This window comes from Aeromicrobium ginsengisoli (assembly GCF_004134905.2).
Lineage (GTDB): Bacteria > Actinomycetota > Actinomycetes > Propionibacteriales > Nocardioidaceae > Aeromicrobium > Aeromicrobium ginsengisoli.
Genome location: NZ_SDPQ02000001.1, coordinates 52,050 through 77,310, shown reverse-complemented (window position 1 = coordinate 77,310; position 25,261 = coordinate 52,050). Strand labels below are relative to the sequence as shown.

Sequence of the window (25,261 nt, the reverse complement as noted above, 5' to 3'; positions counted from 1 at the left end):
ACCGTTGCGGCGCTCATGCCCGCGCCTCGGTGACGATGCGGCCCCAGTCCTGCAGCGACTTGACCCCGATCTTGCCCTCGATCAGTGCCTCGATGCCCTGCACCGCAGCAGCCAGGCCCTGGACCGTCGTGATGCACGGAATGCCCTCGGCGACCGCTGCGGTGCGGATCTCGTAGCCGTCGATGCGCGGGCTGCCGCCGGACGTCACACCATGAGGTGTGTTGATGATGAGCTGCACGTCCTGGTCGTGGATCTTGTCGACGATCGTGCTGCGCGCCTGGCCCGGCAGCGGCTCCTCGTTGAGCTTGCGGATGACCGTGGCGGTCACCCCGTTGCGCGCGAGCACGACCGCGGTGCCGCTCGTCGCGAGGATCTCGAAGCCGAGGTCGGCGAGGCGCTTGACCGGGAAGATCATGTGCCGCTTGTCGCGGTTGGCGACCGACACGAAGACCTTGCCGGACGTCGGCAGGCCGTTCTGGGCGCCGGCCTGCGACTTGGCGAACGCCGTGCCGAAGCCGGAGTCGAAGCCCATGACCTCGCCCGTCGAGCGCATCTCGGGGCCGAGCAGCGTGTCGACGTAGCGACCCTCGTACGTACGGAAGCGGTTGAAGGGCATGACCGCCTCCTTGACCGCGATGGGAGCGTTGTCGGGCAGCTTGCCGCCGTCGCCGGTCGCCGGGAGGATGCCGGCCGCACGCAGCTCGGCGATCGACTCCCCCAGCATGAGCCGGGCAGCGGCCTTGGCGAGTGGCGTCGCGGTCGCCTTGGAGACGAACGGCACGGTGCGCGACGCGCGGGGGTTGGCCTCGATGACGTAGAGGATGTCCGACGACAGCGCGAACTGGATGTTGATCAGGCCGCGCACCCCGACGCCCTTGGCGATCGCCTCGGTCGACGCGCGGATGCGCTCGACCTCCGCGTCGCCGAGCGTGATCGGGGGCAGGGCGCACGCCGAGTCGCCGGAGTGCACGCCGGCCTCCTCGATGTGCTCCATGACGCCGCCGAGGAACAGCTCGGTGCCGTCGTAGAGCGCGTCGACGTCGATCTCGATCGCGTCGTCGAGGAACCGGTCGACCAGCACGGGCCGCTCGAACGAGATCTCGGTGGCCCGGCTGATGTAGTCCTTGAGCGTGCCCTCGTCGTAGACGATCTCCATGCCGCGGCCGCCCAGGACGTACGACGGGCGGACCAGGACGGGATAGCCGATCTCCTCGGCGATCTCGCGTGCCCGGGTGAACGACGTCGCCATGCCGTGCTTGGGCGCCGGGAGGTCGGCGTCGGCCAGGACCTTGGCGAACGCGCCACGCTCCTCGGCCAGCTCGATCGCGGACGGTTGCGTGCCGACGATCGGCACGTCAGCCGCCTCGAGACCCGCGGCCAGGCCGAGCGGGGTCTGGCCACCGAGCTGCACGATGACGCCGACGACGGGGCCGGCCTGCTGCTCGGCGTGCACGATCTCGAGCACGTCCTCCAACGTCAGGGGCTCGAAGTAGAGCCGGTCGGACGTGTCGTAGTCGGTCGAGACGGTCTCGGGGTTGCAGTTGACCATGACGGTCTCGTAGCCGACCTCGGACAGCGCCAGCGCCGCGTGGACGCACGAGTAGTCGAACTCGATGCCCTGCCCGATGCGGTTCGGGCCGCTGCCCAGGATCAGCACGGCCGGCTTGGTGCGCGGCTCGACCTCGGTCTCCTCGTCGTACGACGAGTAGTGGTAGGGCGTCTTGGCGGAGAACTCCGCGGCGCAGGTGTCGACGGTCTTGTAGACCGGGCGTACGCCGAGGGCGTGCCGCACTCCCCTGACGACGTCTTCGCTCAGACCGCGGATCTTGCCGATCTGCGAGTCGGAGAAGCCGTGCCGCTTGGCCCGGCGCAGCAACGCCGGGGACAGCTCCTTGGCGCCGGTGAGCTCGACCGCGATCTCGTTGATCAGCGCGAGCTGGTCGACGAACCACGGGTCGATCTTGGTCGCGTCGAAGATCTCCTCAGGCGTGGCACCGGCGCGGATCGCGTCCATGACCTTCTTGAGCCGACCATCGTGCGGGACGCTGATCTCCTCGAGGAGCGCGTCCTTGTCGAGATCGACCCACTCCTTGCGCCAGTCGAACGCTGCGTCGGGCCGCTCGAGCGAGCGCAGCGCCTTCTGCAGTGCCTCGGTGAAGTTGCGGCCGATCGCCATGGCCTCGCCGACCGACTTCATGTGGGTCGTGAGCGTCGCATCGGCCGCCGGGAACTTCTCGAACGCGAAACGCGGGACCTTGACGACGACGTAGTCGAGCGTCGGCTCGAACGACGCCGGCGTCTCCTGCGTGATGTCGTTGGGGATCTCGTCGAGCGTGTAGCCGATCGCGACCTTGGCGGCGATCTTGGCGATCGGGAATCCCGTGGCCTTGGACGCCAGCGCCGACGAGCGGGACACGCGGGGGTTCATCTCGATGACGACGATGCGGCCGTCCTCGGGGTTGACCGCGAACTGGATGTTGCAGCCACCGGTGTCGACGCCGACCTCGCGGATGATGCCGATCGAGATGTCGCGCAGCCGCTGGTACTCGACGTCGGTCAGCGTCATCGCCGGTGCGACGGTGATCGAGTCGCCGGTGTGCACGCCCATGGGGTCGAGGTTCTCGATCGAGCAGACGATCACCACGTTGTCGGCGGTGTCGCGCATGACCTCGAGCTCGTACTCCTTCCAGCCGAGGATCGACTCCTCGAGGAGCACCTCGGTGGTCGGGCTCAGAGCCAGGCCGGAGCCGGCGATGCGGTGCAGGTCCTCCTCGTTGTAGGCCAGGCCCGAGCCCGACCCGCCCATCGTGAACGACGGGCGTACGACGACGGGATAGCCGCCGAGGCCTTCGACACCGTCGAGGCACTCCTGCATCGTGTGGCAGATGACGGACTGGGCCGACTCGGCGCCCCACTCCTTGGGCAGCGTCTCGACGACGGCCTTGAAGGACTCGCGGTTCTCACCCTTCTGGATCGCGTCGATCGACGCGCCGATGAGCTCGACGCCGTACTTCTCGAGCACGCCCGCCTCGTGCATCTGGATCGCGGCGTTGAGCGCGGTCTGGCCGCCGAGGGTCGCGAGCAGCGCGTCGGGGCGTTCCTGGGCGATGACCTTCTCGACGAACTCCGGCGTGATCGGCTCGATGTAGGTCGCATCGGCGAACTCCGGGTCGGTCATGATCGTGGCCGGGTTGGAGTTGATCAAGATGACGCGGATGCCCTCCTCACGGAGGACGCGGCACGCCTGGGTGCCGGAGTAGTCGAACTCACAGGCCTGGCCGATGACGATCGGGCCGGAGCCGATGACGAGGATGCTCTTGATGTCTTCGCGCTTCGGCATCAGAGTCCCCCGCCGGTTGAGCTTGTCGAAACCTGCATGAGGTCCACGAATCTGTCGAAGAGATACGCCGCGTCGTGCGGACCGGCCGCGGCCTCCGGGTGGTACTGGACGCTGAACGCCGGCTGGTCGAGCAGCGCAAGACCCTCCACGACGTTGTCGTTCAGACATACGTGCGTGACCCGGCCGGGGCCGTAGGGCGTCTCGAACGTGCCCTCGATCGGCGCGTCGACCGCGAAGCCGTGGTTGTGCGCCGTGATCTCGACCTTGCCGGTCGTCAGGTCCTGCACGGGCTGGTTGATGCCGCGGTGGCCGTAGACCAGCTTGTAGGTGCCGAGGTCGAGCGCGCGGCCGAAGACCTGGTTGCCCAGGCAGATGCCGAAGTACGGGATCCGCGCCTCGAGCACCTGCTTGAGCACCGCCGTCACGTGGTCGGTCGTGGCCGGGTCGCCGGGCCCGTTGGACATGAACACACCATCGGGGCTGATCGCGGTGATCTCGTCGTACGTCGTGGTGGCCGGCATGACGTGCACCTCGATCCCGCGCTCGGCCATGCGGCGCGGGGTCATGCCCTTGATGCCGAGGTCGATCGCCGCGACGGTGAGCCGCTTGTCGCCGACGGCCGGCACGACGTACGTCTCGTCGGTCGTCACGTCGGCGAGGAAGCTGGCGCCCTTCATGCTGGGTGCGGCGGTGACCTTGGCCAACAGCGCATCGACGTTGGTGGACGCCGAGCTGATGCCACCGCGCATGGCGCCGCGCTCGCGCAGGTGCCGGGTCAGCGCACGGGTGTCGATGCCCGAGATGCCCACGACGTCCTGCGCGGCCAGCTCGTCGTCGAGCGAGCGGTTGGAGCGCCAGTTGGAACGTACGCGTGCGGGGTCACGGACGATGTAGCCGTCGACCCAGATGCGGCGCGACTCGAAGTCCTCGTCGTTGATGCCGGTGTTGCCGACGTGTGGCGCCGTCATGGCGACGATCTGGCCCTTGTAGGACGGGTCGGTCAGCGTCTCCTGGTAGCCGGTCATGCCGGTGGAGAACACGATCTCGCCGATCGTCTCGCCGATCGCGCCGAAAGACTCGCCGCGGAACACCCGCCCGTCCTCGAGCACGAGGATTGCGTCTGTCATACCGTCACACCTTCCACGAGGGCGCGGTCGCGGACGGTCGGTCTGCCGCGAAGGAAGGTCGCGACGACCTCACCGGACAGCGTCAGTCCGGCGTACGGGTTGTTGCGCGACAGCGAGGCCGTGTCGCGGGCGTCGATCACGCGGGTCGCGGCGGGGTCGACGAGCACGATGTTGGCCGGCTCCCCCACCTCGAGCGGACGGCCCTGGTTGCTGACGCGGCCGATCTCGGCGGGCTTGGCCGACATCTTCTCGGCGACCTCCGCCCAGGTCAGCAGGCCCGGGTCGACCATGGTCTGCTGGACGACCGACAGTGCGGTCTCCAGACCGAGCATGCCGAATGCGGCGGCGGACCACTCGCACTCCTTGTCCTCCATCGGGTGTGGAGCATGATCCGTGGCCACGATGTCAATCGTGCCGTCGGCGAGGCCCTCGCGCACTGCGGCGACGTCGTCGTTGGAGCGCAACGGCGGGTTGACCTTGTAGATCGGGTCGTAGCTGCGCACCAGGTCGTCACTCAGCAACAGGTGGTGCGGCGTGACCTCGGCGGTGACGTCGATGCCGCGGCCCTTGGCCCAGCGGATGATCTCGACTGAGCCGCGCGTCGACAGGTGGCACACGTGCAGGCGCGAGCCGACGTGCTCGGCGAGCAGCACGTCACGGGCGATGATGGCTTCTTCGGCGACGGCCGGCCAGCCGGTCAGGCCGAGCTCGCCGGACAGTGGGCCCTCGTTCATCTGGGCGCCCTCGGTGAGGCGGGGTTCCTGAGCGTGCTGCGCGATGACGCCGTCGAACGCCTTGACGTACTCCAGGGCTCGGCGCATGATCACGGCGTCCGAGACGCACTTGCCATCGTCGGAGAACACCCGAACGGCGGCGGCCGAGTCGGCCATCGCGCCGAGCTCGGCGAGTCGCTCTCCACCGAGGCCGATCGTGACGGCGCCGACGGGCTGCACGTCGCAGTAGCCGCCCTCACGGCCGAGGCGCCAGACCTGCTCGACGACACCCGCGGTGTCGGCGACCGGGTCGGTGTTGGCCATCGCGTGCACGCACGTGAATCCGCCGCGCGCTGCGGCCTTGGAGCCGGTCAGGACGGTCTCGGCGTCCTCACGGCCAGGTTCGCGTACGTGCGTGTGCAGGTCGACGAGGCCGGGCAGCGCGACCAGGCCGGTCGCGTCGATCACCTCGTCGCCCTCGAGGCCGGCGCCGATCGCGGTGATGACGCCGTCCTCGATCGCGATGTCGCTGACGGTCTCGCCGAGGATGTTCGCACCCCGGATGACGTACGAGCTCATTCAGTTCCTTCTTCGGTGGTGGAGTCCCCGGCTGCGCCGCCGAGGAGGAGGTAGAGGACGGCCATGCGTACGGCCACGCCGTTGGTGACCTGCTCGACGATGACCGATCGCACGTGGTCGGCGACATCGGCGGTGATCTCCATGCCGCGGTTCATCGGGCCGGGGTGCATGACGATCGCGTGGTCCGGCAGCCGGTTGAGCCGTGGCGTGTCGAGACCGTAGCGGCGGCTGTACTCGCGGGCGCTGGGGAAGAACGCGGCATTCATGCGCTCCTGCTGCACGCGCAGCATCATGACGGCGTCGGCCTTCTCGAGCGACGAGTCGAGGTCGTACGACGTCTCGACCGGCCACTTCTCGATGCCGACCGGCAGGAGCGTGGGCGGCGCGACGAGCGTGACGTTGGCGCCGAGGGTGTCGAGCAGCAGCGCGTTGGATCGCGCCACGCGGCTGTGCAGGACGTCGCCGACGATCGTGATGTTCTTGCCCTCGAGCTCGCCGAGGTGGCGACGCATCGTGAACGCGTCGAGCAGCGCTTGCGTCGGGTGCTCGTGGGTGCCGTCGCCGGCGTTGATGACCGCGCCGTTGGTCCACTTGGCGTTGGCCAGGCGGTGCGGTGCACCGGAGTGCTGGTGGCGGATGACGACCGCGTCGGCGCCCATGGCCTGGAGGGTCAGTGCGGTGTCCTTGAGGCTCTCGCCCTTGGACACGCTCGAGCCCTTGGCCGAGAAGTTGATGACGTCGGCGCTGAGTCGCTTGGCCGCGGCCTCGAACGAGATGCGGGTGCGGGTCGAGTCCTCGAAGAACAGGTTGACCACGGTGCGGCCGCGCAGCGTCGGCAGCTTCTTGATCGGCCGGCTGGCCAGACCGAGGAGCTCCTCGGCCGTGTCGAGGATGCGGATCGCGTCCGTACGGTCGAGGTCGCCCGCGCTGAGCAGGTGTGTGAACGTCATGCCGCTCCCCCTTGGATGTCGACCGCGTCGCGTTCGTCGGACTCGGTCAGGGCGACCTTGACCTTCTCGACCAGCGAGGTCGGCAGGTTCTTGCCCACGAAGTCGGCGCGGATCGGCAGCTCACGGTGACCGCGGTCGATCAGCACGGCGAGCTGCACGGCCTTGGGCCGGCCCAGCTCGTTGAGTGCGTCGAGCGCGGCGCGGATCGTCCGGCCGGAGAACAGCACGTCGTCGACCAGCACGACGATCTTGCCGTCGATGTCGTCGGGGATCTCGGTGTGCTCGAGCGCCCGGGCCGGCTTGAGCCGCAGGTCGTCGCGATACATCGTGATGTCGAGCGCGCCGGCGGTGATGATCCGGCCCTCGACCTCGGACATACGCTTCGCGATGCGCCGGGCCAGGTGGACGCCCCGTGTCGGGATGCCGAGCAGGACCACGTCGGAGGCATCGCGATTGCGCTCGAGTATCTCGTGCGTGATGCGCGTCAGGGCGCGGGAGATGTCCTTGTCGTCCAGGACGGTTCGTGCGGGTGCGTGCGAGTTGTCAGCACGGGGGGCGTCATCAGACGCGACCATGTCTGACCTCCTTCTCCGCCTCTCGGGACGGCCGTTAAAGGATGTCGATGTTCGTCGGTCAGCCTAGCAGCGCGTCACTCGTGATCCGGACGCGGCTCGGCGAGCTGAGCCCGGATCGTGGCGAGCTGTGAGGGGTCGATCTCTTCGGAGAGTCGCATGCGCCAGTCCCACGCGCCTTCGGTCCACGTCTCGTGCTCGCGATCATCGTCGTTCTCCCACTCGCTGCCGCTGTGCGGGCGCCGTTCGGCGACCACGTAGCCCGAGAAATCGAACGTCGCGTGGAACGAGCCGTCGTCCCCGACGTCGAACACCTCGGGACTGGCGCTGAGCCGTACGACCACGTCGGGCAGCCGCAGCGCTTGCACCTTCTCGAGGCGCTCCGATTGCACGACGCGGCTCGGGGTACTCCGCAGGATCAGGAGGGCATCATGCGCATCGGTTCCGCGGTCGTAATCATCTGGCTCATCATCGGCGTGCTGGCAGCCGCCCAGCGCGACTACTTCACGTCGTCGGGAGATGCCACGTGCGCCAAGGTCGGCGACACGGTCCTCACGGTGCTGGCTGGACCGCTCAACTACGTGGGCGTGAACCCCAAGATCGACTGCGAGACCCCGGAACCCTCGAAGTAGCAGCCTCAGACAGCCAGCGTCGGCTTGAGCTCGACGATCTTGCTGAGCAGGCCGTTGACGAACGACGGCGACTCGTCGGTCGACAGGTCGCTGGCAAGGCTCACCGCCTCGCTGACGGCAACGGCGTCGGGGACGTCGTCGACGTAGAGGATCTCGTAGGCGCCGATGCGCAGCAGGTTGCGGTCGACGGCCGGCATGCGGTCGAGCGTCCAGTCCTTCGCGTTCTCGGTGATGATCTCGTCGAGCCGGTCGCGGTGCGTGACGACGCCCTCGATCAGCAGCACGGCGTAGTCGTTGACCGGGTACTCGGTGTCCGCTCGGCGATCAGCGAGAGTGCCGCCGGGCGGCAGGCTCTGCGCCTCGGACTCGAACAGGATGTCGAGGGCGCGCTTGCGGGACTTCGTACGAGCGGCCATCAGGCCTGCACGCGACCGAGGTAGCTGCCGTCGCGGGTGTCGACCTTGATCTTCTCGCCGTTGACGATGAACAGCGGGACCTGGATCTCCTTGCCGGTCTCGAGGCGGGCGGGCTTGGTGCCGCCGCTGGAGCGGTCGCCCTGCAGGCCCGGCTCGGTGTACTCGACGAGCAGCTCGACCGACGCCGGGAGCTCGATGTAGAGCGGCACGCCCTCGTGCATCGCGACCATCGCGTCCTGGTTGTCGAGCATGTAGTCCTTGGCGTCACCGACGACGGCCTCGGAGATGTTGACCTGGTCGTAGGTCGTCTTGTCCATGAAGACGTACGAGTCGCCGTCGTGGTAGAGGTACTGGAAGTCGCGCTTGTCGACGTTGGCGGTCTCGATCTTGAGGCCGGCGTTGAACGTCTTGTCGACGGTCTTGCCACTCATGACGTTCTTGAGGGTCGTCTTGACCATCGCGCCGCCCTTGCCGGGCTTGTGGTGCTGGAACCACACGACGGACCAGAGCTGTCCGTCGAGGTCGAGGACCATGCCGTTCTTGATGTCGTTCGTGGTGGCCATCAGCCAATCTCCAGGAGGTCTTTGGTCATCGTGGTGAGCACCTCGGGGGCGCCCGTGGTCACGAGGACGGTGTCTTCGATACGTACTCCCCCACGACCCGGGACATAGATGCCCGGCTCCATCGTGAGGACAGTGCGACTAGCCAGTTTACCTGTGTGTGAGGGCCCGATGAACGGGTCCTCGTGGATCTCGAGCCCGACGCCGTGTCCGAGCCCCGTCGTGAACGCGTGCAGCCACCCTGCGGCCTCCAGGCTGGAGGACGCCGCAGCGTACGAATCGGCCACCGCGACGCCCTCGCGCAGGGCCTCGACCCCGGCCGCCTGCGACTCCCGCACGGCTGCGTGGATCTCCCGCTGCCACTCATCAGCGCGGCCCAGCACGAACGTACGCGTGCAGTCGGCGTGATAGCCGGCGACGCGGGCGCCGAAGTCGATCTTGACCAGGTCGCCGTCGCCGAGGACGCGTTCGGAGGGGCTGTGGTGCGGGATCGCGGAGTTCTCACCGGCGGCGAGGATCGTCTCGAACGCGATCGCCTCTGCGCCGAGGTCGAGCATGCGGTTCTCGAGGTCGCGGGCCACGGCGCGCTCGGTGCGTCCGGCCACCGGGCCCTCCAGCAACGACTCGAGCGCGCGGGTCGAGATGTCGCAGGCGCGCCGCAGGGCATCGACCTCGGCGTCGTCCTTGACCTCGCGCAGCGCCTCGACGAGCCGCTCGGCGGGTACGAAGGTAATGCTCGGCGCGAGCTCGATGAGCCGCGCGTGCCCGTCGACGCTGAGCGTGTGCGTCTCGGCGGCCCACGTGCCGCCGGCGATGTGCTCGGCCGCCCCAGCCAGCAGGTCGCGGCCGATCTGGTGCGTGACGTCCGGCAGCTCCGCGTCGGCCTGGTCGCGATAGCGGCCATCCGTCAGGAACACCGCACCGCCCTCACGCGGCACGACCAGCGCACCGTTGGAGCCGGTGAACCCCGTGAGGTAGCGGACGTTGACCAGTGTCGTGATCACGATGCCGTCGAGCCCGCGCGCGGCCAGCTCGGCGACGAGGCGGTTGCGGCGTGCTTCCGTGGTCACGAGGAGATGGCCCGGTAGGCGTCGAGGATCAGCTGCTCGTCAGGCCCGGCCAGGATCGCCGGCCTGGCCAGACCGTCGAGGACCACGAAACGCAGTTGGTCGCCGCGCGTCTTCTTGTCGAGCCGCATGGTCGACGACAGCGCCTCCCAGATGCCCGGCCGGTACGTCATGGGGAGCCCGAGCGTGCCGAGGATCGAGCGATGGCGGTCCAGCAGGTCCTGGTCGATGCGGCCTGCGCGGTGTGCCACCTCGGCGACGAACACCATGCCGATCGACACCGCCTCGCCGTGGCGGATCCGGTAGTGCTCGAACCGCTCGACCGCGTGGCCGAACGTATGACCGTAGTTGAGCGCCTCGCGACCGATCCCGTCGTCGCCGGTCTCGCGCAGGTCGCCGGCGACCGTGCGGGCCTTGACCGTGATGCCCTTGGCGATCAGCTCGGCGACGATCGGGGACGATGCGTCGGCGAGCGACTCGGGCGCGGCCTCGATCAGGTCGAGGATCGTCGGGTCGGCGATGAAGCCGCACTTGGCGACCTCGGCCAGGCCACTGCGGAGCTCGGCGGCAGGCAGACTGCGGAGCACGTCGAGGTCGCACAACACCCCGACCGGCTCGTGGAACGCGCCGACGAGGTTCTTGCCCTCGCCGGTGTTGATGCCGGTCTTGCCACCGACCGCGGCGTCGACCATGCCGAGCACCGTCGTGGGGACGTTGACGAACCGGACGCCCCGCAGCCAGCTGGCGGCGACGAATCCGGCGAGGTCGGTCGTGGCGCCACCACCCAGGCCGACGATGACATCGGACCGGGTGAACCCGGCCTCGCCGAGCACCTTCCAGCAGAACGCCAGCACGTCGGCGTTCTTGGCCGACTCGCCGTCGGGCACCTCGATCAGGTGCACCTCGAGCGCGTCGGAGACCAGCGGCTCGCGCAGGATCTCGGCCTGCTTGGCCATCGTCGGCGAGTGGATGATCGCGACCCTCAGGACGCCGAGCCCGAATCCGATGAGTCCCCGCAGCTGCTCATGCACACCATTGCCGATCACCACGTCGTACGGGCGATCGGTCGGCACGGTCAGGCGCGTGGTCATCGGTCCTCCTTGATCAGTTCCAGTGCCTGGTCGGTGACCTGGGCTGCGTCGAGCTCGTCGGTGACGATCGTGAAGCGCGCCACCTCGGCGTAGAGCGGGCGGCGCTGGTCCAGCAGGTTCTTCATCTGGGCACGGACGTTGCCGAGCAGCAGGGGGCGATTGCCGTTCATGCCGACGCGCGCCACCGCGGCCGGGAGACTGACGTCGAGGAAGAGCACCCGGTGCTGCTGGAGCAGTTCACGGGTCGCCGCGCTGAGCACGGCACCACCGCCGAGGGCCAGCACGCCGTCGTGGTCGCCGAGCGCCGCAGCGACAGCCTTCTCCTCCAACGCACGGAAGTGCGCCTCACCGTGGTCGATGAAGAGGTCCTGCACCGACACGCCTTCCCCAGCTTCGACGTCCTGGTCGGTGTCGCGGAACGGCACCCCCAGTCGTTCGGCCAGCGATTCGGCGACCGTGGTCTTGCCCGCACCGGGCGGACCGACGAGGACGACAACGGGGCTCAACGGTGCCTCAGGTTCGTGAGGTAGCCCTCGACGTTGCGACGGGTCTCCTCGACCGCGTCGCCGGCGAACTTCTCGAGGATCGCATCGGCAACCACGAGCGCGACCATGGCTTCGGCGACGATGCCGGCGGCCGGCACGGCGCACACGTCGGACCGCTGGTGGTTGGCACGCGCCTCTTCACCGGTCTCGACGTCGACCGTGCGCAACGCGCGGGGGACGGTCGCGATGGGCTTCATCGCCGCACGTACGCGCAGGATCTCGCCCGTCGTCATGCCCCCCTCGGTGCCGCCAGAACGACCCGAGACGCGCCGGATGCCGTCGGCGGTCGGCACGATCTCATCGTGAGCGAGCGACCCACGCGTGCGGGCCAGCTCGAAGCCGTCGCCCAGCTCGACGCCCTTGATGGCCTGGATGCCCATCAACGCGGCAGCGAGACGACCGTCGAGCCGCTTGTCCCAGTGCGTGTGCGAGCCGAGGCCCGGCGGCAGCCCTTCGACGACGACCTCGACGACGCCGCCGAGCGTGTCACCGTCCTTGTGGGCCTGATCGATCTCCGCGACCATCGCGGCGCTGGTCTCGGGGTCGAAGCAACGAACCGGGTCGGCGTCGAGCGCCTCGACGTCGCCGTGACTCGGGATCACGCCGGCCGGCGCGCGTACGGTGCCGAGCTCGACGACGTGCGACACGATCGTGGCGCCGGTCGTCTGCTGGATGAACTGCGCGGCGATCTCGCCGAGGGCGACGCGGGCCGCGGTCTCGCGCGCACTCGCGCGCTCGAGGATCGGACGAGCCTCGTCGAAGCCGTACTTCTGCATGCCGGCGAGGTCGGCGTGGCCCGGACGCGGGCGGGTCAGCGGCGCGTTGCGCTTGAGCCCGTCGAGGATGTCGGCGTCGACCGGATCGGCCGCCATGACCTGCTCCCACTTGGGCCACTCGCTGTTGCCGATGCGCAGTGCGATGGGGCTGCCCAACGTCGAGCCGTGCCGCAGCCCGCCGACGATCTCGAGCTCGTCCTGCTCGAACGCCATGCGGGCACCGCGGCCGTAGCCGAGGCGCCGACGCGCGAGCGCCGCCTGGATGTCCTTGCTGGTCACCTGCACTCCGGCAGGCAATCCCTCGAGGACGGCGACAAGGGCGGGGCCGTGCGACTCACCTGCGGTCAACCAACGAAGCATGGGAGCAATTCTCCCACGCCCCATGCGTCACCCGGGACGGCGTCCGTCCTACTGGACGAAGCGGTCGAGCTCGGCGGCCAGCGCCCGCTTGGGCTTGGCGCCGACGATCGACGCGACGAGCTCACCGCGTTGGAACACCTGGAGCGTCGGCACGGCCATGACCCGCTGGGCGGCGGCTGTGACGACGTTCTCGTCAGAGTTCATCTTGACGATGCGGAGCCTGTCGCCGTAGTCGTCGGCAAGCTCCTCGAGCACCGGCGAGACCTGCCGGCAAGGGCCGCACCACTCGGCCCAGTACTCGACGAGCACAGGCGTCTCCGAGGCGAGCACCTCCTGCGCGAACGTGGCGTCGGTGACGGCGGGGACTTTGCTCATCGGATCTCCTGGAGGTCGAGGCGGGTGGGGGTCAGGTCGCAGAGCGGTTCGGCGCGGTCGGAGGCCTTGGCGAGCAGCTCGACCAGGGCGTCACGGCGCTCGGTCAGGTCGGCGATCCGTGCGCTCATGTCGGTGATCGCCGACCGGTACGTCTCGAGGGAGGCCGGGCAGTCATCGCCCTCGGCGTTGCCCGAGACGAGGCAGTCGAGGAACGGCCGGGTCTGCTCGGCCTTGATGCCGAGCGCACCGAGCGCATGCACCTCGCGGACCAGGCGCACGGCCCGGTCGTCGTAGTCGCGGTAACCGTTGCCGAGTCGCTGCGCCGAGACCAGCCCGAGCGACTCGTAGTAGCGCACTGCCTTGATGGTGACCCCGGCCTGCCGGGCGACCTCGCCGATCCTCATGCCGACCACGCTAGACGTTGACCCTCGGGTCAAGGTCAAGCCCGGCGATCAACTTCCGTAGAGCGCGGGCCCCCAGGCGGCACCGATGACGGCGCCGACGACCATGTAGGGCCCGAAGGCGTACGACTTCGAGTCGACGATCTTGAGCCGCGAGAGCACCAGACCGAACACCGCGCCGAGAAGGAATCCGGCGTACATGCCGACGAGCACCTCGTGCGTGCCCAAGGCGCCAAGTGCCGTGGCGAGGACTGCTGAGAGTCGTACGTCACCGAAGCCGAACGCGCCGCGCGCGATCGCATAGAGCACCCGGAAGATCACGTAGACGACGATGTTGGCCACCAGCGCGTCGACGAGCACATCGACGTCCTGCAGCAGGATCGCGCCGAGACCCACGAGCGCGTAGGTCGCCAGATAGGTCGGTGCGACCACGACGTACGGCAACAGCCTCGTGCGCCAGTCGATGAACACGAGCCATGAGCCCACGCCCGTCACCAGGACCCATACGGGCAACAGCTCGGGGGGCTCGATCTTCCACGCGACGATCCCGGCCATGAGCGCGGCGCCGATCGCCAGTCCCACGGCGAGTCCGCGAGTCCGCGACAGGTCGGCGTAGGTGACCTTGTCCTCATCGGGCTCGGGAGGCTCCGGCATGCGCCTGAGCACCCACGGCCCGGCCGCGCCGATGAGAGCCGCTGCCAGAGCAACGATGGCGATGGTCACGGGTGCGAACCTAGCGCGTCGAGAGCTCAGCCAGTGCGGCTCGGCGCAACAGCTGTGGAGAAACCTGGCTGCCGGTCATGAGGTCGACCTGGAGCGCCGCCTGGTGGGCCAGCAGGTCGAGCCCCGACACCACGCGGACGCCTGCCTGTTCGGCGGCCTTGGCGATCGGCGTCGGCCACGGGTCGTAGACCACGTCGAACACCGCACGCGACGAGTCGACGAGCTCGTGCGAGCGCGATCCGACGACCTCACCCGGCATGGTCGAGATCAGGAGGTCGAGCTTGTCGATCAGCGGTTCGTCGATCGTGTGGATCGTCACCGCGAGGCCCGCAGCCTTGGCCGCATGGGCGGCCTCGGTCGCACGGGAGGGTTCGCGGACGACGAACTCGACGCGTTCGGCGCCGATCGACGCGACGGCGTACGCCATGGAGGCTGCGGTCGCCCCGCCCCCGAGGATGCGTGCCGAGCGGGCCTGCTCGACACCGCGCTCCCGCAGCGCCGCCACGGCACCCGGCACGTCGGTGTTGTCGCTGCGCAGTCCGGTGTCCTCGACCAGGATCGTGTTGGCCACGCCGAGGCGCCCGACGATCTCACTGGCTTCGGGCACCAGCTCGGCGACGCGGCGCTTGAGCGGTGCGGTGACCGAGAAGCCGCGGACGTCGTCACCCAGGGACGACAGGAACAGCTCGAGTCCATCCTCTTCGAGCTCGACGGCCTCGTAGGTCCAGTCGAGGCCGAGCTCGACGTACGCGGCGCGGTGCATCGCCGGGGAGAGCGAGTGGGCGATCGGCGAGCCCAGGACGGCGCAATGCATCAGCAACCCTTGGCGTCGGCGGAACGGCAGTACTCCTGGAGCTTGAGGACCGCAGCATCGTGCTCAGCCTTGGTGTTGGAGAACACCGTCTCGCCCGTCTCGAGGTTGACCGCGACGAAGTAGAGCCAGTCACCATCGGCCGGGTTGAGCGCCGCTTCGATGGTCTTCTCGCCGGGCGAGCCTATCGGTCCCGGCGGCAGGCCCGCGGCCTTGTAGGTGTTGTAGGGCGAGTCGGAGTCGCGCTCGGCCTGGGTCGTGAACACGTCGCCCTCGCGGCCGCTGGCGTAGGACACGGTGGAGTCGAGCTGCAGCAGCATGCCGGCCTTGAGCCGGTTGTAGAGGACCCGAGCGACCTTGGGGTAGTCGGAGTCCTTCTTGGCCTCGTACTCCAGGATGCTGGCCACGGTCAGCACCTGCTCGCCATCGAGGCCCAGGGCACGGGCGCGGGTGCCGATGTCGAGGTCCTTGGCCACTGACAGTGTCTTGGCGACCATCTGCTTGAGCAGCTGGGTCGCGGTCGTCTTGGCACCGACCGAGTACGTCGCCGGGAACAGGTAGCCCTCGGGGTTGCCCTTCGCCACCGCGGGCAGCCCGAGTGCGTCGGGGTCCTTGAGCGCCTTGGTGACGGCAGCCGCCGAGATCTTGGTCCGCGCCGCGATGATCTTGGTGATGCTCTTGATGCGCGACCCCTCAGGGATCGTCACGCGGCTCTCCCCCGGCGCGCCGACGATGTTGCGCTTGTCGGACAGCGCCTTCATCGCCGCTTCGGCCGACATCTGCTTCTTGACCTTGTAGTAGCCGGCCTGGATCGCCTGGAACCGCGAGTCCTTGAGCGCAAGCTGGTAGAACGCCTCGGCGCTCTTGACGACGTCCTTCTCGGCGAGGATGTCGGCGATCTGCTGGCCGTTGGAGTTCTGCGGGATCTCCACGGTCACGCTTCCGGTGCCCGTGCCGGAGTAGTCGGCCGGGCCGCTGATGAAGCCCGAGACCTTGGTCCAGACGAAGTAGCCGCCCAGCACCAGCGCGAGGATGACGAGGAGCGTCACGATGCGGCGTCCCCACGGCTTGCTCGGGGGCGTGCTGGCACGCCGGCGCCCTGGGCCCGAGGAGCCACCCGTCATCAGGTCCAGTCCGCTGTCACTCATCGATCCCTCACAAGCTCTCTCCGGGGGCGGACCCACGGGTCCGTTCTGTGTCCAGTGCCGTCTGCAGGATCACCGTAGCGGCAGCCTGGTCGATCACCGTGCGTCTGGATGCTCCGGAGCGTCCGCTGTGTCGCAGCTGCCCCTCGGCCGTCATGGTCGACATGCGCTCGTCGAACAGCCGGATCGGCACCGGTGCGATCGCCGGCAGCAGCTCGGCGCAGAACGTACGCACCTTGACTGCCGCCGGGCCCTCACGGCCGGACAGGCCGACCGGGAGCCCGACGACGCACTCGATCGGCTCGTAGTCGCGCACGATCTCGGCGAGCCGGGCAATCGCGCCGGTTCCCGCCGGAACCGTCTCGACCGGTGTCGCGAGGATGCCGTCGGGATCGCTGACCGCGACCCCGATGCGTACGTCGCCGACATCGACACCGACCCTCCGGCCACGACGCATCGTCACGCTGACAGTGCCGCCTCGACCGCAGCCAGCGCAGCCGGGATCGCCGAGACGTCCGTGCCACCGCCCTGGGCCACGTCGGCCTTGCCGCCACCACGGCCGCCGATCTTGTCGCCGACGACACCGATGAGCTGGTTGGCCGAGAGGCCTCGCTCCTGGGCGGCGTCGTTGAGCGCGACGACTGCCGCGGGCTTGTCGCCGGCGTCGCCGATCACGACGACGACGGCCGGACGATCGCGCAGGCGTCCGCGGATGTCGAGCGCGAGCGTGCGCACGTCTCCCCCGCCGGCGCCGGCCGCGTGATGGCCGACGTAGGCGACGCCGTTGACGTCCTTGGCCGTGGCCGCGACGTCACCGGCGGCACCGAGGAGCTGCGCGGCCTTCATGCGTTCGGCGGTCTTCTCCGCGGACTTGAGCCGCTCGACCAGGTCGCGTACACGGGCGGGCACCTCGTCGGGCTGCGTCTTGAGGATGTCGGTGAGCTGGCGTACGACGTCGCGCTCGCGGGCGAGGTAGTCGAAGCCCTCGATGCCGGTCAACGCCTCGATGCGCCGGTTGCCGGCGCCCACCGAGCCGTCGGACGTGATGACCAGTGTGCCGATCTGCGACGACCGCTCGACGTGCGTGCCGCCGCAGAGCTCGCGCGACCACGGGCCGCCGATCTCGACGACGCGGACGTCCTCGCCGTACGTCTCGCCGAACAGTGCGAGCGCACCCCACTCGCGAGCCTCGGGCAGCGACATGATCTGCGCACTGACCGGCAGGTCGGCTCGCAGGGCGCGGTTGGACACGTCCTCGACCTGGTGCAGCTGGTCGGGCGACAATGCGCTGTTCCAGCCGAAGTCGAGGCGCAGATAGCCCGGGCGGTTGTAGGAACCGGACTGCAGCGCGGTGGGGCCGAGCACCTCGCGGAGGGCGGCGTGCACGACGTGGGTGCCGGAGTGGGCCTGACGAGCGCCGAGGCGCCACTCGGGGTCGACGGCTGCCTCGAGCTGCTGGTCGAGCGTCAGCTCGCCGTCGAGCACGCGGACCTGGTGCACGACGAGACCGCGTACGGGCCGTTGCACGTCGAGGACCTCGGCGCGGCCGCCGTCCCACGTCAGCACGCCGGCGTCGGCGTTCTGGCCACCGGATTCGGCATAGAACGGGGTGCGGTCGAGCACGACCTCACCGATCGAGCCGGCCGGGATCGCCGGGACGCTGTCGCCGCCGGCGATCAGTGCGATGACCCGCGACTCGGTCGTGAGATCGGTGTAGGCCAGCCAGTCGGTCGGGCCGTTGGCGTCGAGCGCAGCGCGATAGACCGTGGTGTCGGCGTGCGCGCCCTTCTTGGACTTCGCGTCGGCCTTGGCGCGCGAGCGCTGTTCGGCCATGAGCGAGCGGAAACCCTCCTCGTCGACCGCAAGACCCTGCTCCGACGCCATCTCGAGCGTCAGGTCGATCGGGAACCCGTAGGTGTCGTGGAGTGCGAACGCCTGCTCGCCCGGGAGCGTCGTGCCGCCGCTGTCCTTGACCGCGATCGCGGCGCTCTCGAAGATCTGCGTGCCCTTGCCGAGTGTCTGGCGGAACGCGTCCTCCTCGGCGTACGCGATCTGGGAGATGCGCGGGAAGTCGGCCTCGAGCTCGGGGTAGGACGCCTTCATGCGGTCGAGGCTCACCGGGAGCAGCTCGGGCAGTGCGGGATCGTCGTAGCCCAGCAGGCGCATCGAGCGCACGGCCCGGCGCAGCAGGCGGCGCAGGACGTAGCCCCGTGCCTCGTTGCCCGGCGTCACCCCGTCGCCCATCAGCATCAGGCCGCTGCGGACGTGGTCGGCGACGACCCGGAAGCGTACGTCGTCGGCGTGGTCCTTGCCGTACGTGCGACCGGAGATCTCCGACGCCTTCTCGATGACCGGGAAGACCTCGTCGATCTCGTAGAGGTTGCCCTTGCCCTGCAGCAGGTAGGCGACGCGCTCGAGGCCCATGCCGGTGTCGATGTTCTTGTTGGGCAGGTCGCCGAGGACGTCGAACTGGTCCTTGGCGCGGACGTTGGTGATCTCCTCCTGCATGAACACGAGGTTCCAGATCTCCAGGAAGCGGTCCTCGTCGACGACCGGGCCGCCGTCGGGGCCGAACTCGGGACCACGGTCGACGTAGATCTCGCTGGCCGGCCCACCAGGGCCGGCGACGCCCATGTGCCAGTAGTTGTCGAGCAGCCCTCGGCTTTGGATGCGCTCGTCGGGCAGGCCGGCGATCTCCTTCCAGAGGCTGCGCGCCTCGTCGTCGGAGTGCAGCACCGTGACCCAGATCGTGTCGGGGTCGAAGCCGAGCCCGCCGTCGTCGACCGAGCTCGTGATGAGGCTCCAGGCGTGCGTGATGGCGCCGGCCTTGAAGTAGTCGCCGAACGAGAAGTTGCCGTTCATCTGGAAGAACGTGCCGTGACGAGTGGTCTTGCCGACCTCCTCGATGTCCTGCGTACGGACGCACTTCTGGACGCTCGTGGCGGTGTCCCACGGCGGCGTCTCCTGGCCGAGGAAGTAGGGCTTGAACGGCACCATGCCGGCGTTGACGAACAGCAAGTTGGGGTCGTCGAACAGCAACGGCGCCGAGGGCACGACGGTGTGGCCGGCGTTCTCGAAGTGCGCGAGGAATCGGCGGCGGATCTCCGCGGTCTGCATCAGGTCTGGTCCTTCTGGGTGTGCTCGGCCTCGAGGCGGAGCAGGTCGGTGTGGTCATGGGGGGCGCCGGACAACCCGCGCGCGATGTCGCGCTGGCGGGTCTCCATGCCGTCTCGCAGCTCTGAGCTGAACGCTCGCCAGCCGAGCCCGAGGGCTGCGGCCTGGTCGACGAGACCCGGCGTGGAGAGCCGGTAGGCGGCTCGACGGGCCTTGACCGAGGCGTAGAGCCCTGCGGCGGAGCCGGCGACGAACCACACGACGCGGGATCTCATGAGGGTCCCCCCAGCCATTCCTCGGAGGGCGGAGTGGGGCGGCCGGCGCGTACGGCACGGCGGCCGGCCTGCAGGCGCTCACGGCGGCGACGACGGTATTCGCGGCGCATCATCGCGGTGATGCGGTCGCGGCTCTCGGGGCGCAGGGCGTGCGCCAGTCCGTGAGCCAGGATCGAGAGGCGTACGCCGGGGCGGCCCAGCGCGGTGTTGACGACCTGCTGCTGCGACGGCGGCACGATCAGATGGCCCTCGACGATGCGGGGCTGCAGCTCGTGAGGCACGTGCATCGTCTCCGGCTCGTCGTACGTGATGACGAGCGACGACTCGTATGGCGCACGTGCGACCGGCCGGGGTTCGGGAGGCAGGGCGACCCGGCGCGCGGCGCGTACGGCGATCACGGCAGCACCGATCGTCACGACCGCGAGAAGTGCGGTCGCGACGAGGATCCAGAGCTCCGCCGACATGCCCACGACCTTATCTCGTCAGCGGTCGCGCAGGATGGCCCGGATCACGGCGAGACGCTCACCCAGTCGCGCCTCGAACCCGTGCTCGCTGGGCTCGTAGTAGGTCGCCCCGTCGACGTCGTCGGGTGCGTACTGCTGGCCGACCACGCCACGGACGTCGTTGTGGGGGTACTTGTAGTCGTGGCCGTGTCCGAGCTGCTTGGCGCCGGAGTAGTGCGCATCGCGCAGTGCGGGCGGCACGGCACCGACCTTGCCGGCATGGACATCCGCCTGTGCGCGGTTGATCGCCTCGACGACGGCGTTGGACTTGGGCGCGGACGCCAGGTGGATCACGGCTTGCGCCAGCGGGATGCGCGCCTCGGGAAAGCCGATCATCGCGACGGCCTGCGCCGTGGCGGTCGCCAGCGGGAGAGCCGTCGGATCGGCCATGCCGATGTCCTCGCTGGCGTGGATCATGAGTCGTCGCGCGATGAATCGCGGGTCCTCCCCCGCCTCGATCATCCGGGCGAGGTAGTGCAGCGATGCGTCGACGTCGGAGCCGCGGATCGACTTGATGAACGCGCTGATGACGTCGTAGTGCTGGTCGCCCTGCCGGTCATAGCGCACCGCGGCCTTGTCGACGGCCAGAGCCGCGTCGTCGACGTCGATCTCGGTCTTGCCCTGGCTCGTCGCGGCGCCGGCGGCGGCCTCCAGATAGGTCAGGACCCGGCGACCGTCGCCACCTGCCAGGCGTACGAGATGGCTCTTGGCCTCCTCGGTCAACGTCACGGTGCCGCCGAGACCGCGTTCGTCGGTGAGCGCGCGGTCGACGAGCACGCCGATGTCGTCGTCGGTCAGTGACTCGAGCGTCAGCAGCAGGCTGCGGCTCAGCAGCGGCGAGATGACGCTGAAGTGCGGGTTCTCGGTCGTCGCGGCGACGAGCGACACCCAACGGTTCTCGACGCCGGGCAGCAACGCGTCCTGCTGGGACTTGCTGAAGCGGTGGACCTCGTCGACGAACAGGACGGTCTCGACGCCGCTCTGCGCCAGCGCACGGCGGGCACCGGCGATCGTCTCGCGGACCTCCTTGACGCCGGCCGAGACCGCGGAGACCTCGACGAAGCGGCGCTGCGTGTGGGCGCTGAGCAGGCTGGCGATCGTCGTCTTGCCCGTGCCTGGAGGGCCCCACAGCAGGATCGTGAGCGGCTGGTTGCCCTCGATCATCTGCCGCAGCGGCGATCCTGGCGCCAGCAGGTGCTGCTGGCCGACGAGCTCGTCGAGCGACCGCGGCCGCATGCGTACGGCCAGCGGCGCCGAGGCGTGCGTGTTGCCCGACAGACTGCCACCACCCGTGCCGGTCGACGGGGGTGCTTCAGGAAGGTCGAACAGCCCGTCGTCGCTCATGCAGCGAGCCTAGTTGGCGGGTGCGACGTCCACCTTCTTCGGTTCGGGCTTCCAGTCCACCCCGGCATCCCTGCGCTGCTCGGTCGTGATCGGCGCTGGGGCTGCGGTCAACGGATCGAATCCGCCTCCCGACTTGGGGAACGCGATGACCTCACGGATCGAGTCGGCGCCGGCAAGCAGGGCACAGATGCGGTCCATCCCGACGGCGATGCCGCCGTGCGGCGGCGCGCCGAAGTTGAAGGCGTCGAGCAGGAAGCCGAACTTCTCCTGCGCCTCGTCCTCGCCGATGCCCATCATCGCGAAGACGCGCTTCTGGATGTCTTCACGGTGGATTCGGATGGAGCCGCCACCGAGCTCGTTGCCGTTGCAGACGATGTCGTACGCCCAGGCGATCGCGTTGCCCGGATCGGTGTCGAACGTGTCGAGATCCTGGGGCGACGTGAACGCGTGGTGCACGGCCGTCCAGGCTCCGGCGCCCACGGCGACGTCGCCCGAGGCGACCGCGTCGCTCGACGGCTCGAACAGCGGGGCGTCGACGACCCAGACGAACTCCCAGGCGGCCTTGTCGATCAGGTCGCAGCGCTCACCGATCTCGAGCCGAGCGGCACCGAGCAGGCCGCGGGTGGACTTGGTCGTGCCGGCGCCGAAGAACACACAGTCGCCGGGCTTGGCGCCGACGTGCACGGCGATGCCGGCTCGCTCAGCGTCGGACAGGTTCTTGGCCACGGGACCACCGAGCTCGCCGTCCTCGGAGATCGTGATGTACGCCAGGCCGCGCGCACCACGCTGCTTGGCCCACTCCTGCCAGGCGTCGAACTGACGGCGCGGCTGCGAAGCGCCTCCGGGCATCACGACCGCGCCGACGTACTCGGCCTGGAACACCCGGAACGGGGTGTCCTTGAAGAACTCGGTGCACTCGACCAGCTCCTGGCCCATCCGCAGGTCGGGCTTGTCGGAGCCGAACCGGCGCATCGCCTCGGCGTAGGTCATGTGCGGGATCGGCGTCGGGATCTCGTAGCCGATGAGCGACCACATCTTGACCAGGATCTGCTCCATCAGCTCGAGGACGTCGGCCTGCTCGACGAAGCTCATCTCGATGTCGAGCTGGGTGAACTCGGGCTGCCGGTCGGCGCGGAAGTCCTCGTCGCGGTAGCAGCGCGCGATTTGGTAGTAGCGCTCCATGCCGCCGACCATCAGTAGCTGCTTGAACAGCTGAGGGCTCTGCGGCAGCGCGTACCAGCTGCCGGGCTTGAGCCGGGCGGGCACCAGGAAGTCACGAGCGCCCTCGGGCGTCGAGCGGGTCAGCGTCGGCGTCTCGATCTCGACGAAGTCCTTGGCGGCGAGCACCTCACGGGCGGCGGCGTTGACCTTGCTGCGCAGCCGGATCGCGGCAGCCGGGCCCGTGCGGCGCAGGTCGAGGTAGCGGTACTTGAGGCGCGCCTCCTCGCCGACGTCGACGTGGTCGTCGATCGGGAACGGCAGGGGCGCCGCTGCGCTGAGGATCTCGACGTCGTCCGCGATGACCTCGATGTCGCCCGTGGGGATGCCGGCGTTCTCGTTGCCCTCGGGGCGCTTCTGCACCGTGCCGACGACCTTGAGGCAGAACTCGGCCCGCAGCTGGCGAGCGACTTCCTCGCGAATGACGACCTGGACGACTCCCGAGGCCTCGCGCAGGTCGATGAACGCGACACCACCGTGATCTCGACGGTGCGCCACCCATCCGGCGAGGGTGACCTGCTGGCCGATGTGTTCGGCGCGCAGGCTTCCGGCGTCGTGGGTGCGGATCACGTGTTCTGCTCCTTGCTAGGTGTTCTGAGGATGCGAGGTTTGAGGTCTCCGGCGGGCGGGGCCCAGGTGGCGGGATCGGCGTCCGCCTGGTCGCCGACGCGGATGTCCCTCACCTTGTGCGGCTCGTCGCCGTTGGCGGGGAACCACACAAACGGTATGCCCCGGCGTTCGGCGTAGCGAATCTGCTTGCCGAACTTCTGCGCGCTCGCCGCCACCTCGGCCGGGATGCCGCGAGCCCGCAGCGCCGAGGCGACGTCGACGCTGGCGGCGCGCGACTCCTCGTCGACGAGCGCGACGAGAACCGTGCTGGGCACCGAACGGTCGGCGGTGAGGCCGTCTGCGACGAGCGGCACGAGCAGGCGCGAGACGCCCAGCGAGATGCCGACGCCGGGATAGGTGTTCTTGCCGTCGCTGGCGAGCTGGTCGTAGCGACCGCCCGAGCAGATCGAGCCGAGGTGCTCGTAGCCGGCCATGCGGGTCTCGAACACCGTGCCGGTGTAGTAGTCGAGCCCGCGGGCGATGCGGAGATCGGCGACGATGTCGACGCCCTTGGCGCCCGCAGCGCCGATCACGACCTGACGGAGCTCCTCGAGGCCCTCGTCGAGCAGCGGGTGCGTGACGCCCAGCGCGCGTACGGCCTCGACGAACGACTCGTCGGTCGTACGTACGTCTGCCAGGGCCAGGCACGTCGCGGCCTGCTCAGCGGTGAGCCCGGCGTCGGTCTGCAGCTGCTCGGCGATCTTGTCGGCCGGCACCTTGTCGAGCTTGTCGACGATCGGCATGACGGCGGTGGGCTCGGCGATGCCGAGGCCGAGGTAGAAGCCCTCGAGCACCTTGCGGTTGCTGACCTGCAGCGTCAGCTGCGGCACGGGAAGGCCCGACAACGCCTCGGCCATGACCTGCGCGACCTCGACGTCGAAGTGGAACGGGAGCTCGTCCTTGGCGACGATGTCGATGTCGGCCTGGGTGAACTCGCGGAACCGGCCCTGCTGAGGACGCTCGCCGCGCCACACCTTCTGGATCTGGTAGCGGCGGAACGGGAACTCGAGCTTGCCGGCGTTCTCCAGGACGTACCGGGCGAAGGGGACGGTCAGATCGAAGTGCAACCCCATGCCCGAGTCGCTGTCACCCTCGCCGGCTTGCAGGCGGCGCAGGACGTAGACCTCTTTGTCGATCTCGCCCTTGCGGAGCAGCTGGTCCATCGTCTCGACCGCACGCGTCTCGATCGAGGCGAAGCCGTGCAGGTCGAAGACCGTACGCAGGTGATCGAGGACGATGAGTTCGACGTTGCGCTCGGCCGGCAGGAACTCCGGGAAGCCGCTCAGCTTGCTCATGACATGACCTCGGCGAGGAACGGGTTGGTGGCGCGCTCGCGGCCGATCGACGTCTGGCCGCCGTGGCCGGGCAGCACCACGATGTCGTCGTCGAGCGGCAGCACCCGGTCGCGCAGGCTGTCCTGCATCTGCGGGTGCGAGCCGCCGTTGAGGTCCGTACGCCCGATCGACCCGGCGAACAGGAAGTCTCCGGAGAACATCACCTGCGAGACGTCTTCGGGCCCGTCGTAGTCGACGCGGTAGAACACCGTGCCGGGCGTGTGGCCGGGCACGTGGTCGACGAGGAACGTCAGCCCGTCGACCTCGATCCGGGCGCCGTCGACCGCATCGCGTACGTCAGCGGGCTCGGTGAAGTCGGGGATGTCGGTCATGCCGAGCTGCGAGCGCAGCATCGTGGCGGACTCGTTGGAGATCGCGGCCATGGGGTCGGCCAGCAGGTGCCGGTCGGCGGGGTGGATCCACACTGCGCAGCCGTAGTCGCGCGCGACGTCCTGGGCGCACCACATGTGGTCGAAGTGGCCGTGCGTGATGAGCACCGCGGAGGGCGTCAGGTTGTGCTCGGCGACGACCGTGCGGACGCCGTCCATCGCGTCCATGCCGGGGTCGACGATCGCGCAACCCGTGCCGGGACCGCGGGAGACGAAATAGCAGTTCGCCTGCAGCGGGCCGGCCGGAAATGACGTGAGAAGCACGTGCGACAGGGTACGCGAGACGCACTGG

General features: G+C 69.1%; 26 protein-coding genes. 1 reads left to right on the top strand and 25 read right to left on the bottom strand.

The annotated features are described in order from the left end of the window. Positions 1 to 13: 13 nt before the first annotated feature. The 6 genes from carB to ESP70_RS00385 all read right to left on the bottom strand — a co-directional run bounded on the left by carB (position 14) and on the right by ESP70_RS00385 (position 7,673). Positions 14 to 3,340 (bottom strand): carbamoyl-phosphate synthase large subunit, encoded by a 3,327-nt coding sequence (gene carB, locus ESP70_RS00410; protein WP_149687427.1) that lies wholly within the window; start codon positions 3,338 to 3,340, stop codon positions 14 to 16. Next, on the bottom strand, positions 3,340 to 4,467 hold the full coding sequence (gene carA, locus ESP70_RS00405; protein WP_149687426.1) for a glutamine-hydrolyzing carbamoyl-phosphate synthase small subunit: 1,128 nt from the start codon (positions 4,465 to 4,467) through the stop codon (positions 3,340 to 3,342). The genes carB and carA overlap by 1 nt, the downstream gene beginning before the upstream one ends. Beyond that, complete coding sequence (locus ESP70_RS00400; RefSeq protein WP_149687425.1) at positions 4,464 to 5,759, bottom strand: dihydroorotase; 1,296 nt, start codon at positions 5,757 to 5,759, stop codon at positions 4,464 to 4,466. Before ESP70_RS00400 ends, carA begins: the two co-directional genes overlap by 4 nt. After that, a complete protein-coding gene (locus ESP70_RS00395; protein ID WP_149687424.1) occupies positions 5,756 to 6,709 on the bottom strand; it encodes an aspartate carbamoyltransferase catalytic subunit in 954 nt (317 codons plus the stop codon). The genes ESP70_RS00400 and ESP70_RS00395 overlap by 4 nt, the downstream gene beginning before the upstream one ends. Beyond that, positions 6,706 to 7,284, bottom strand: coding sequence for a bifunctional pyr operon transcriptional regulator/uracil phosphoribosyltransferase PyrR (gene pyrR / locus ESP70_RS00390; protein WP_149687423.1), 579 nt, complete (start codon positions 7,282 to 7,284; stop codon positions 6,706 to 6,708). Before pyrR ends, ESP70_RS00395 begins: the two co-directional genes overlap by 4 nt. A gap of 74 nt (positions 7,285 to 7,358) precedes the next feature. Further along, a complete protein-coding gene (locus tag ESP70_RS00385) occupies positions 7,359 to 7,673 on the bottom strand; it encodes a hypothetical protein (RefSeq protein ID WP_149687422.1) in 315 nt (104 codons plus the stop codon). 39 nt (positions 7,674 to 7,712) lie between these two features. Here ESP70_RS00385 and ESP70_RS00380 point away from each other — a divergent pair, with 39 nt between their 5' ends. Beyond that, a complete protein-coding gene (locus ESP70_RS00380; protein ID WP_149687421.1) occupies positions 7,713 to 7,913 on the top strand; it encodes a hypothetical protein in 201 nt (66 codons plus the stop codon). A 5-nt stretch (positions 7,914 to 7,918) separates the two neighbouring features. On the opposite strand, the gene nusB is transcribed toward ESP70_RS00380, so the two are convergent. The 19 genes from nusB to ESP70_RS00285 are packed head-to-tail and all read right to left on the bottom strand — an operon-like array spanning position 7,919 to position 25,233. Beyond that, entirely contained in the window at positions 7,919 to 8,329 is a 411-nt protein-coding gene (nusB, locus tag ESP70_RS00375; protein WP_056214298.1) for a transcription antitermination factor NusB, read from the bottom strand. Further along, on the bottom strand, positions 8,329 to 8,895 hold the full coding sequence (gene efp, locus ESP70_RS00370) for an elongation factor P (protein WP_188110526.1): 567 nt from the start codon (positions 8,893 to 8,895) through the stop codon (positions 8,329 to 8,331). Before efp ends, nusB begins: the two co-directional genes overlap by 1 nt. Continuing rightward, on the bottom strand, positions 8,892 to 9,959 hold the full coding sequence (locus tag ESP70_RS00365; RefSeq protein ID WP_149687420.1) for a M24 family metallopeptidase: 1,068 nt from the start codon (positions 9,957 to 9,959) through the stop codon (positions 8,892 to 8,894). Before ESP70_RS00365 ends, efp begins: the two co-directional genes overlap by 4 nt. Beyond that, positions 9,956 to 11,047, bottom strand: coding sequence for a 3-dehydroquinate synthase (gene aroB, locus ESP70_RS00360; protein WP_149687419.1), 1,092 nt, complete (start codon positions 11,045 to 11,047; stop codon positions 9,956 to 9,958). Before aroB ends, ESP70_RS00365 begins: the two co-directional genes overlap by 4 nt. Then, positions 11,044 to 11,553, bottom strand: coding sequence for a shikimate kinase (locus ESP70_RS00355; RefSeq protein WP_149687418.1), 510 nt, complete (start codon positions 11,551 to 11,553; stop codon positions 11,044 to 11,046). Before ESP70_RS00355 ends, aroB begins: the two co-directional genes overlap by 4 nt. Further along, positions 11,550 to 12,728 (bottom strand): chorismate synthase, encoded by a 1,179-nt coding sequence (gene aroC, locus ESP70_RS00350; RefSeq protein WP_149687417.1) that lies wholly within the window; start codon positions 12,726 to 12,728, stop codon positions 11,550 to 11,552. Before aroC ends, ESP70_RS00355 begins: the two co-directional genes overlap by 4 nt. A 48-nt stretch (positions 12,729 to 12,776) precedes the next feature. Further along, complete coding sequence (trxA, locus tag ESP70_RS00345) at positions 12,777 to 13,103, bottom strand: thioredoxin (RefSeq protein ID WP_149687416.1); 327 nt, start codon at positions 13,101 to 13,103, stop codon at positions 12,777 to 12,779. Then, a complete protein-coding gene (locus ESP70_RS00340) occupies positions 13,100 to 13,507 on the bottom strand; it encodes a MerR family DNA-binding transcriptional regulator (protein WP_149687415.1) in 408 nt (135 codons plus the stop codon). The genes trxA and ESP70_RS00340 overlap by 4 nt, the downstream gene beginning before the upstream one ends. 48 nt (positions 13,508 to 13,555) lie before the next feature. Next, positions 13,556 to 14,227, bottom strand: a complete 672-nt coding sequence (locus tag ESP70_RS00335; RefSeq protein ID WP_149687414.1) for a prepilin peptidase — start codon at positions 14,225 to 14,227, stop codon at positions 13,556 to 13,558. A gap of 10 nt (positions 14,228 to 14,237) precedes the next feature. Further along, positions 14,238 to 15,041, bottom strand: coding sequence for a shikimate dehydrogenase (locus tag ESP70_RS00330; RefSeq protein WP_149687413.1), 804 nt, complete (start codon positions 15,039 to 15,041; stop codon positions 14,238 to 14,240). Further along, positions 15,041 to 16,186 carry an endolytic transglycosylase MltG gene (mltG, locus tag ESP70_RS00325; protein ID WP_149687412.1) on the bottom strand — a complete coding sequence of 382 codons (1,146 nt, stop codon included), beginning with the start codon at positions 16,184 to 16,186 and terminating at the stop codon, positions 15,041 to 15,043. Before mltG ends, ESP70_RS00330 begins: the two co-directional genes overlap by 1 nt. A gap of 7 nt (positions 16,187 to 16,193) precedes the next feature. Next, entirely contained in the window at positions 16,194 to 16,640 is a 447-nt protein-coding gene (gene ruvX / locus ESP70_RS00320; protein ID WP_149688511.1) for a Holliday junction resolvase RuvX, read from the bottom strand. Between the two features lie 2 nt (positions 16,641 to 16,642). Continuing rightward, the gene (alaS, locus tag ESP70_RS00315; RefSeq protein ID WP_149687411.1) at positions 16,643 to 19,300 is read right to left on the bottom strand and encodes an alanine--tRNA ligase; all 2,658 of its coding nucleotides are present in this window, start codon (positions 19,298 to 19,300) and stop codon (positions 16,643 to 16,645) included. Continuing rightward, positions 19,300 to 19,572, bottom strand: coding sequence for a DUF6167 family protein (locus tag ESP70_RS00310; protein ID WP_149687410.1), 273 nt, complete (start codon positions 19,570 to 19,572; stop codon positions 19,300 to 19,302). The genes alaS and ESP70_RS00310 overlap by 1 nt, the downstream gene beginning before the upstream one ends. Further along, a complete protein-coding gene (locus ESP70_RS00305) occupies positions 19,569 to 20,036 on the bottom strand; it encodes a hypothetical protein (protein WP_149687409.1) in 468 nt (155 codons plus the stop codon). The genes ESP70_RS00310 and ESP70_RS00305 overlap by 4 nt, the downstream gene beginning before the upstream one ends. An 18-nt stretch (positions 20,037 to 20,054) precedes the next feature. Beyond that, entirely contained in the window at positions 20,055 to 21,419 is a 1,365-nt protein-coding gene (locus ESP70_RS00300; protein ID WP_149687408.1) for a replication-associated recombination protein A, read from the bottom strand. 9 nt (positions 21,420 to 21,428) lie between these two features. Then, complete coding sequence (gene aspS, locus ESP70_RS00295; protein ID WP_149687407.1) at positions 21,429 to 23,207, bottom strand: aspartate--tRNA ligase; 1,779 nt, start codon at positions 23,205 to 23,207, stop codon at positions 21,429 to 21,431. After that, the gene (gene hisS, locus ESP70_RS00290; RefSeq protein WP_149687406.1) at positions 23,204 to 24,541 is read right to left on the bottom strand and encodes a histidine--tRNA ligase; all 1,338 of its coding nucleotides are present in this window, start codon (positions 24,539 to 24,541) and stop codon (positions 23,204 to 23,206) included. The genes aspS and hisS overlap by 4 nt, the downstream gene beginning before the upstream one ends. Beyond that, positions 24,538 to 25,233, bottom strand: a complete 696-nt coding sequence (locus ESP70_RS00285; protein ID WP_149687405.1) for an MBL fold metallo-hydrolase — start codon at positions 25,231 to 25,233, stop codon at positions 24,538 to 24,540. The genes hisS and ESP70_RS00285 overlap by 4 nt, the downstream gene beginning before the upstream one ends. Positions 25,234 to 25,261 lie beyond the last annotated feature (28 nt).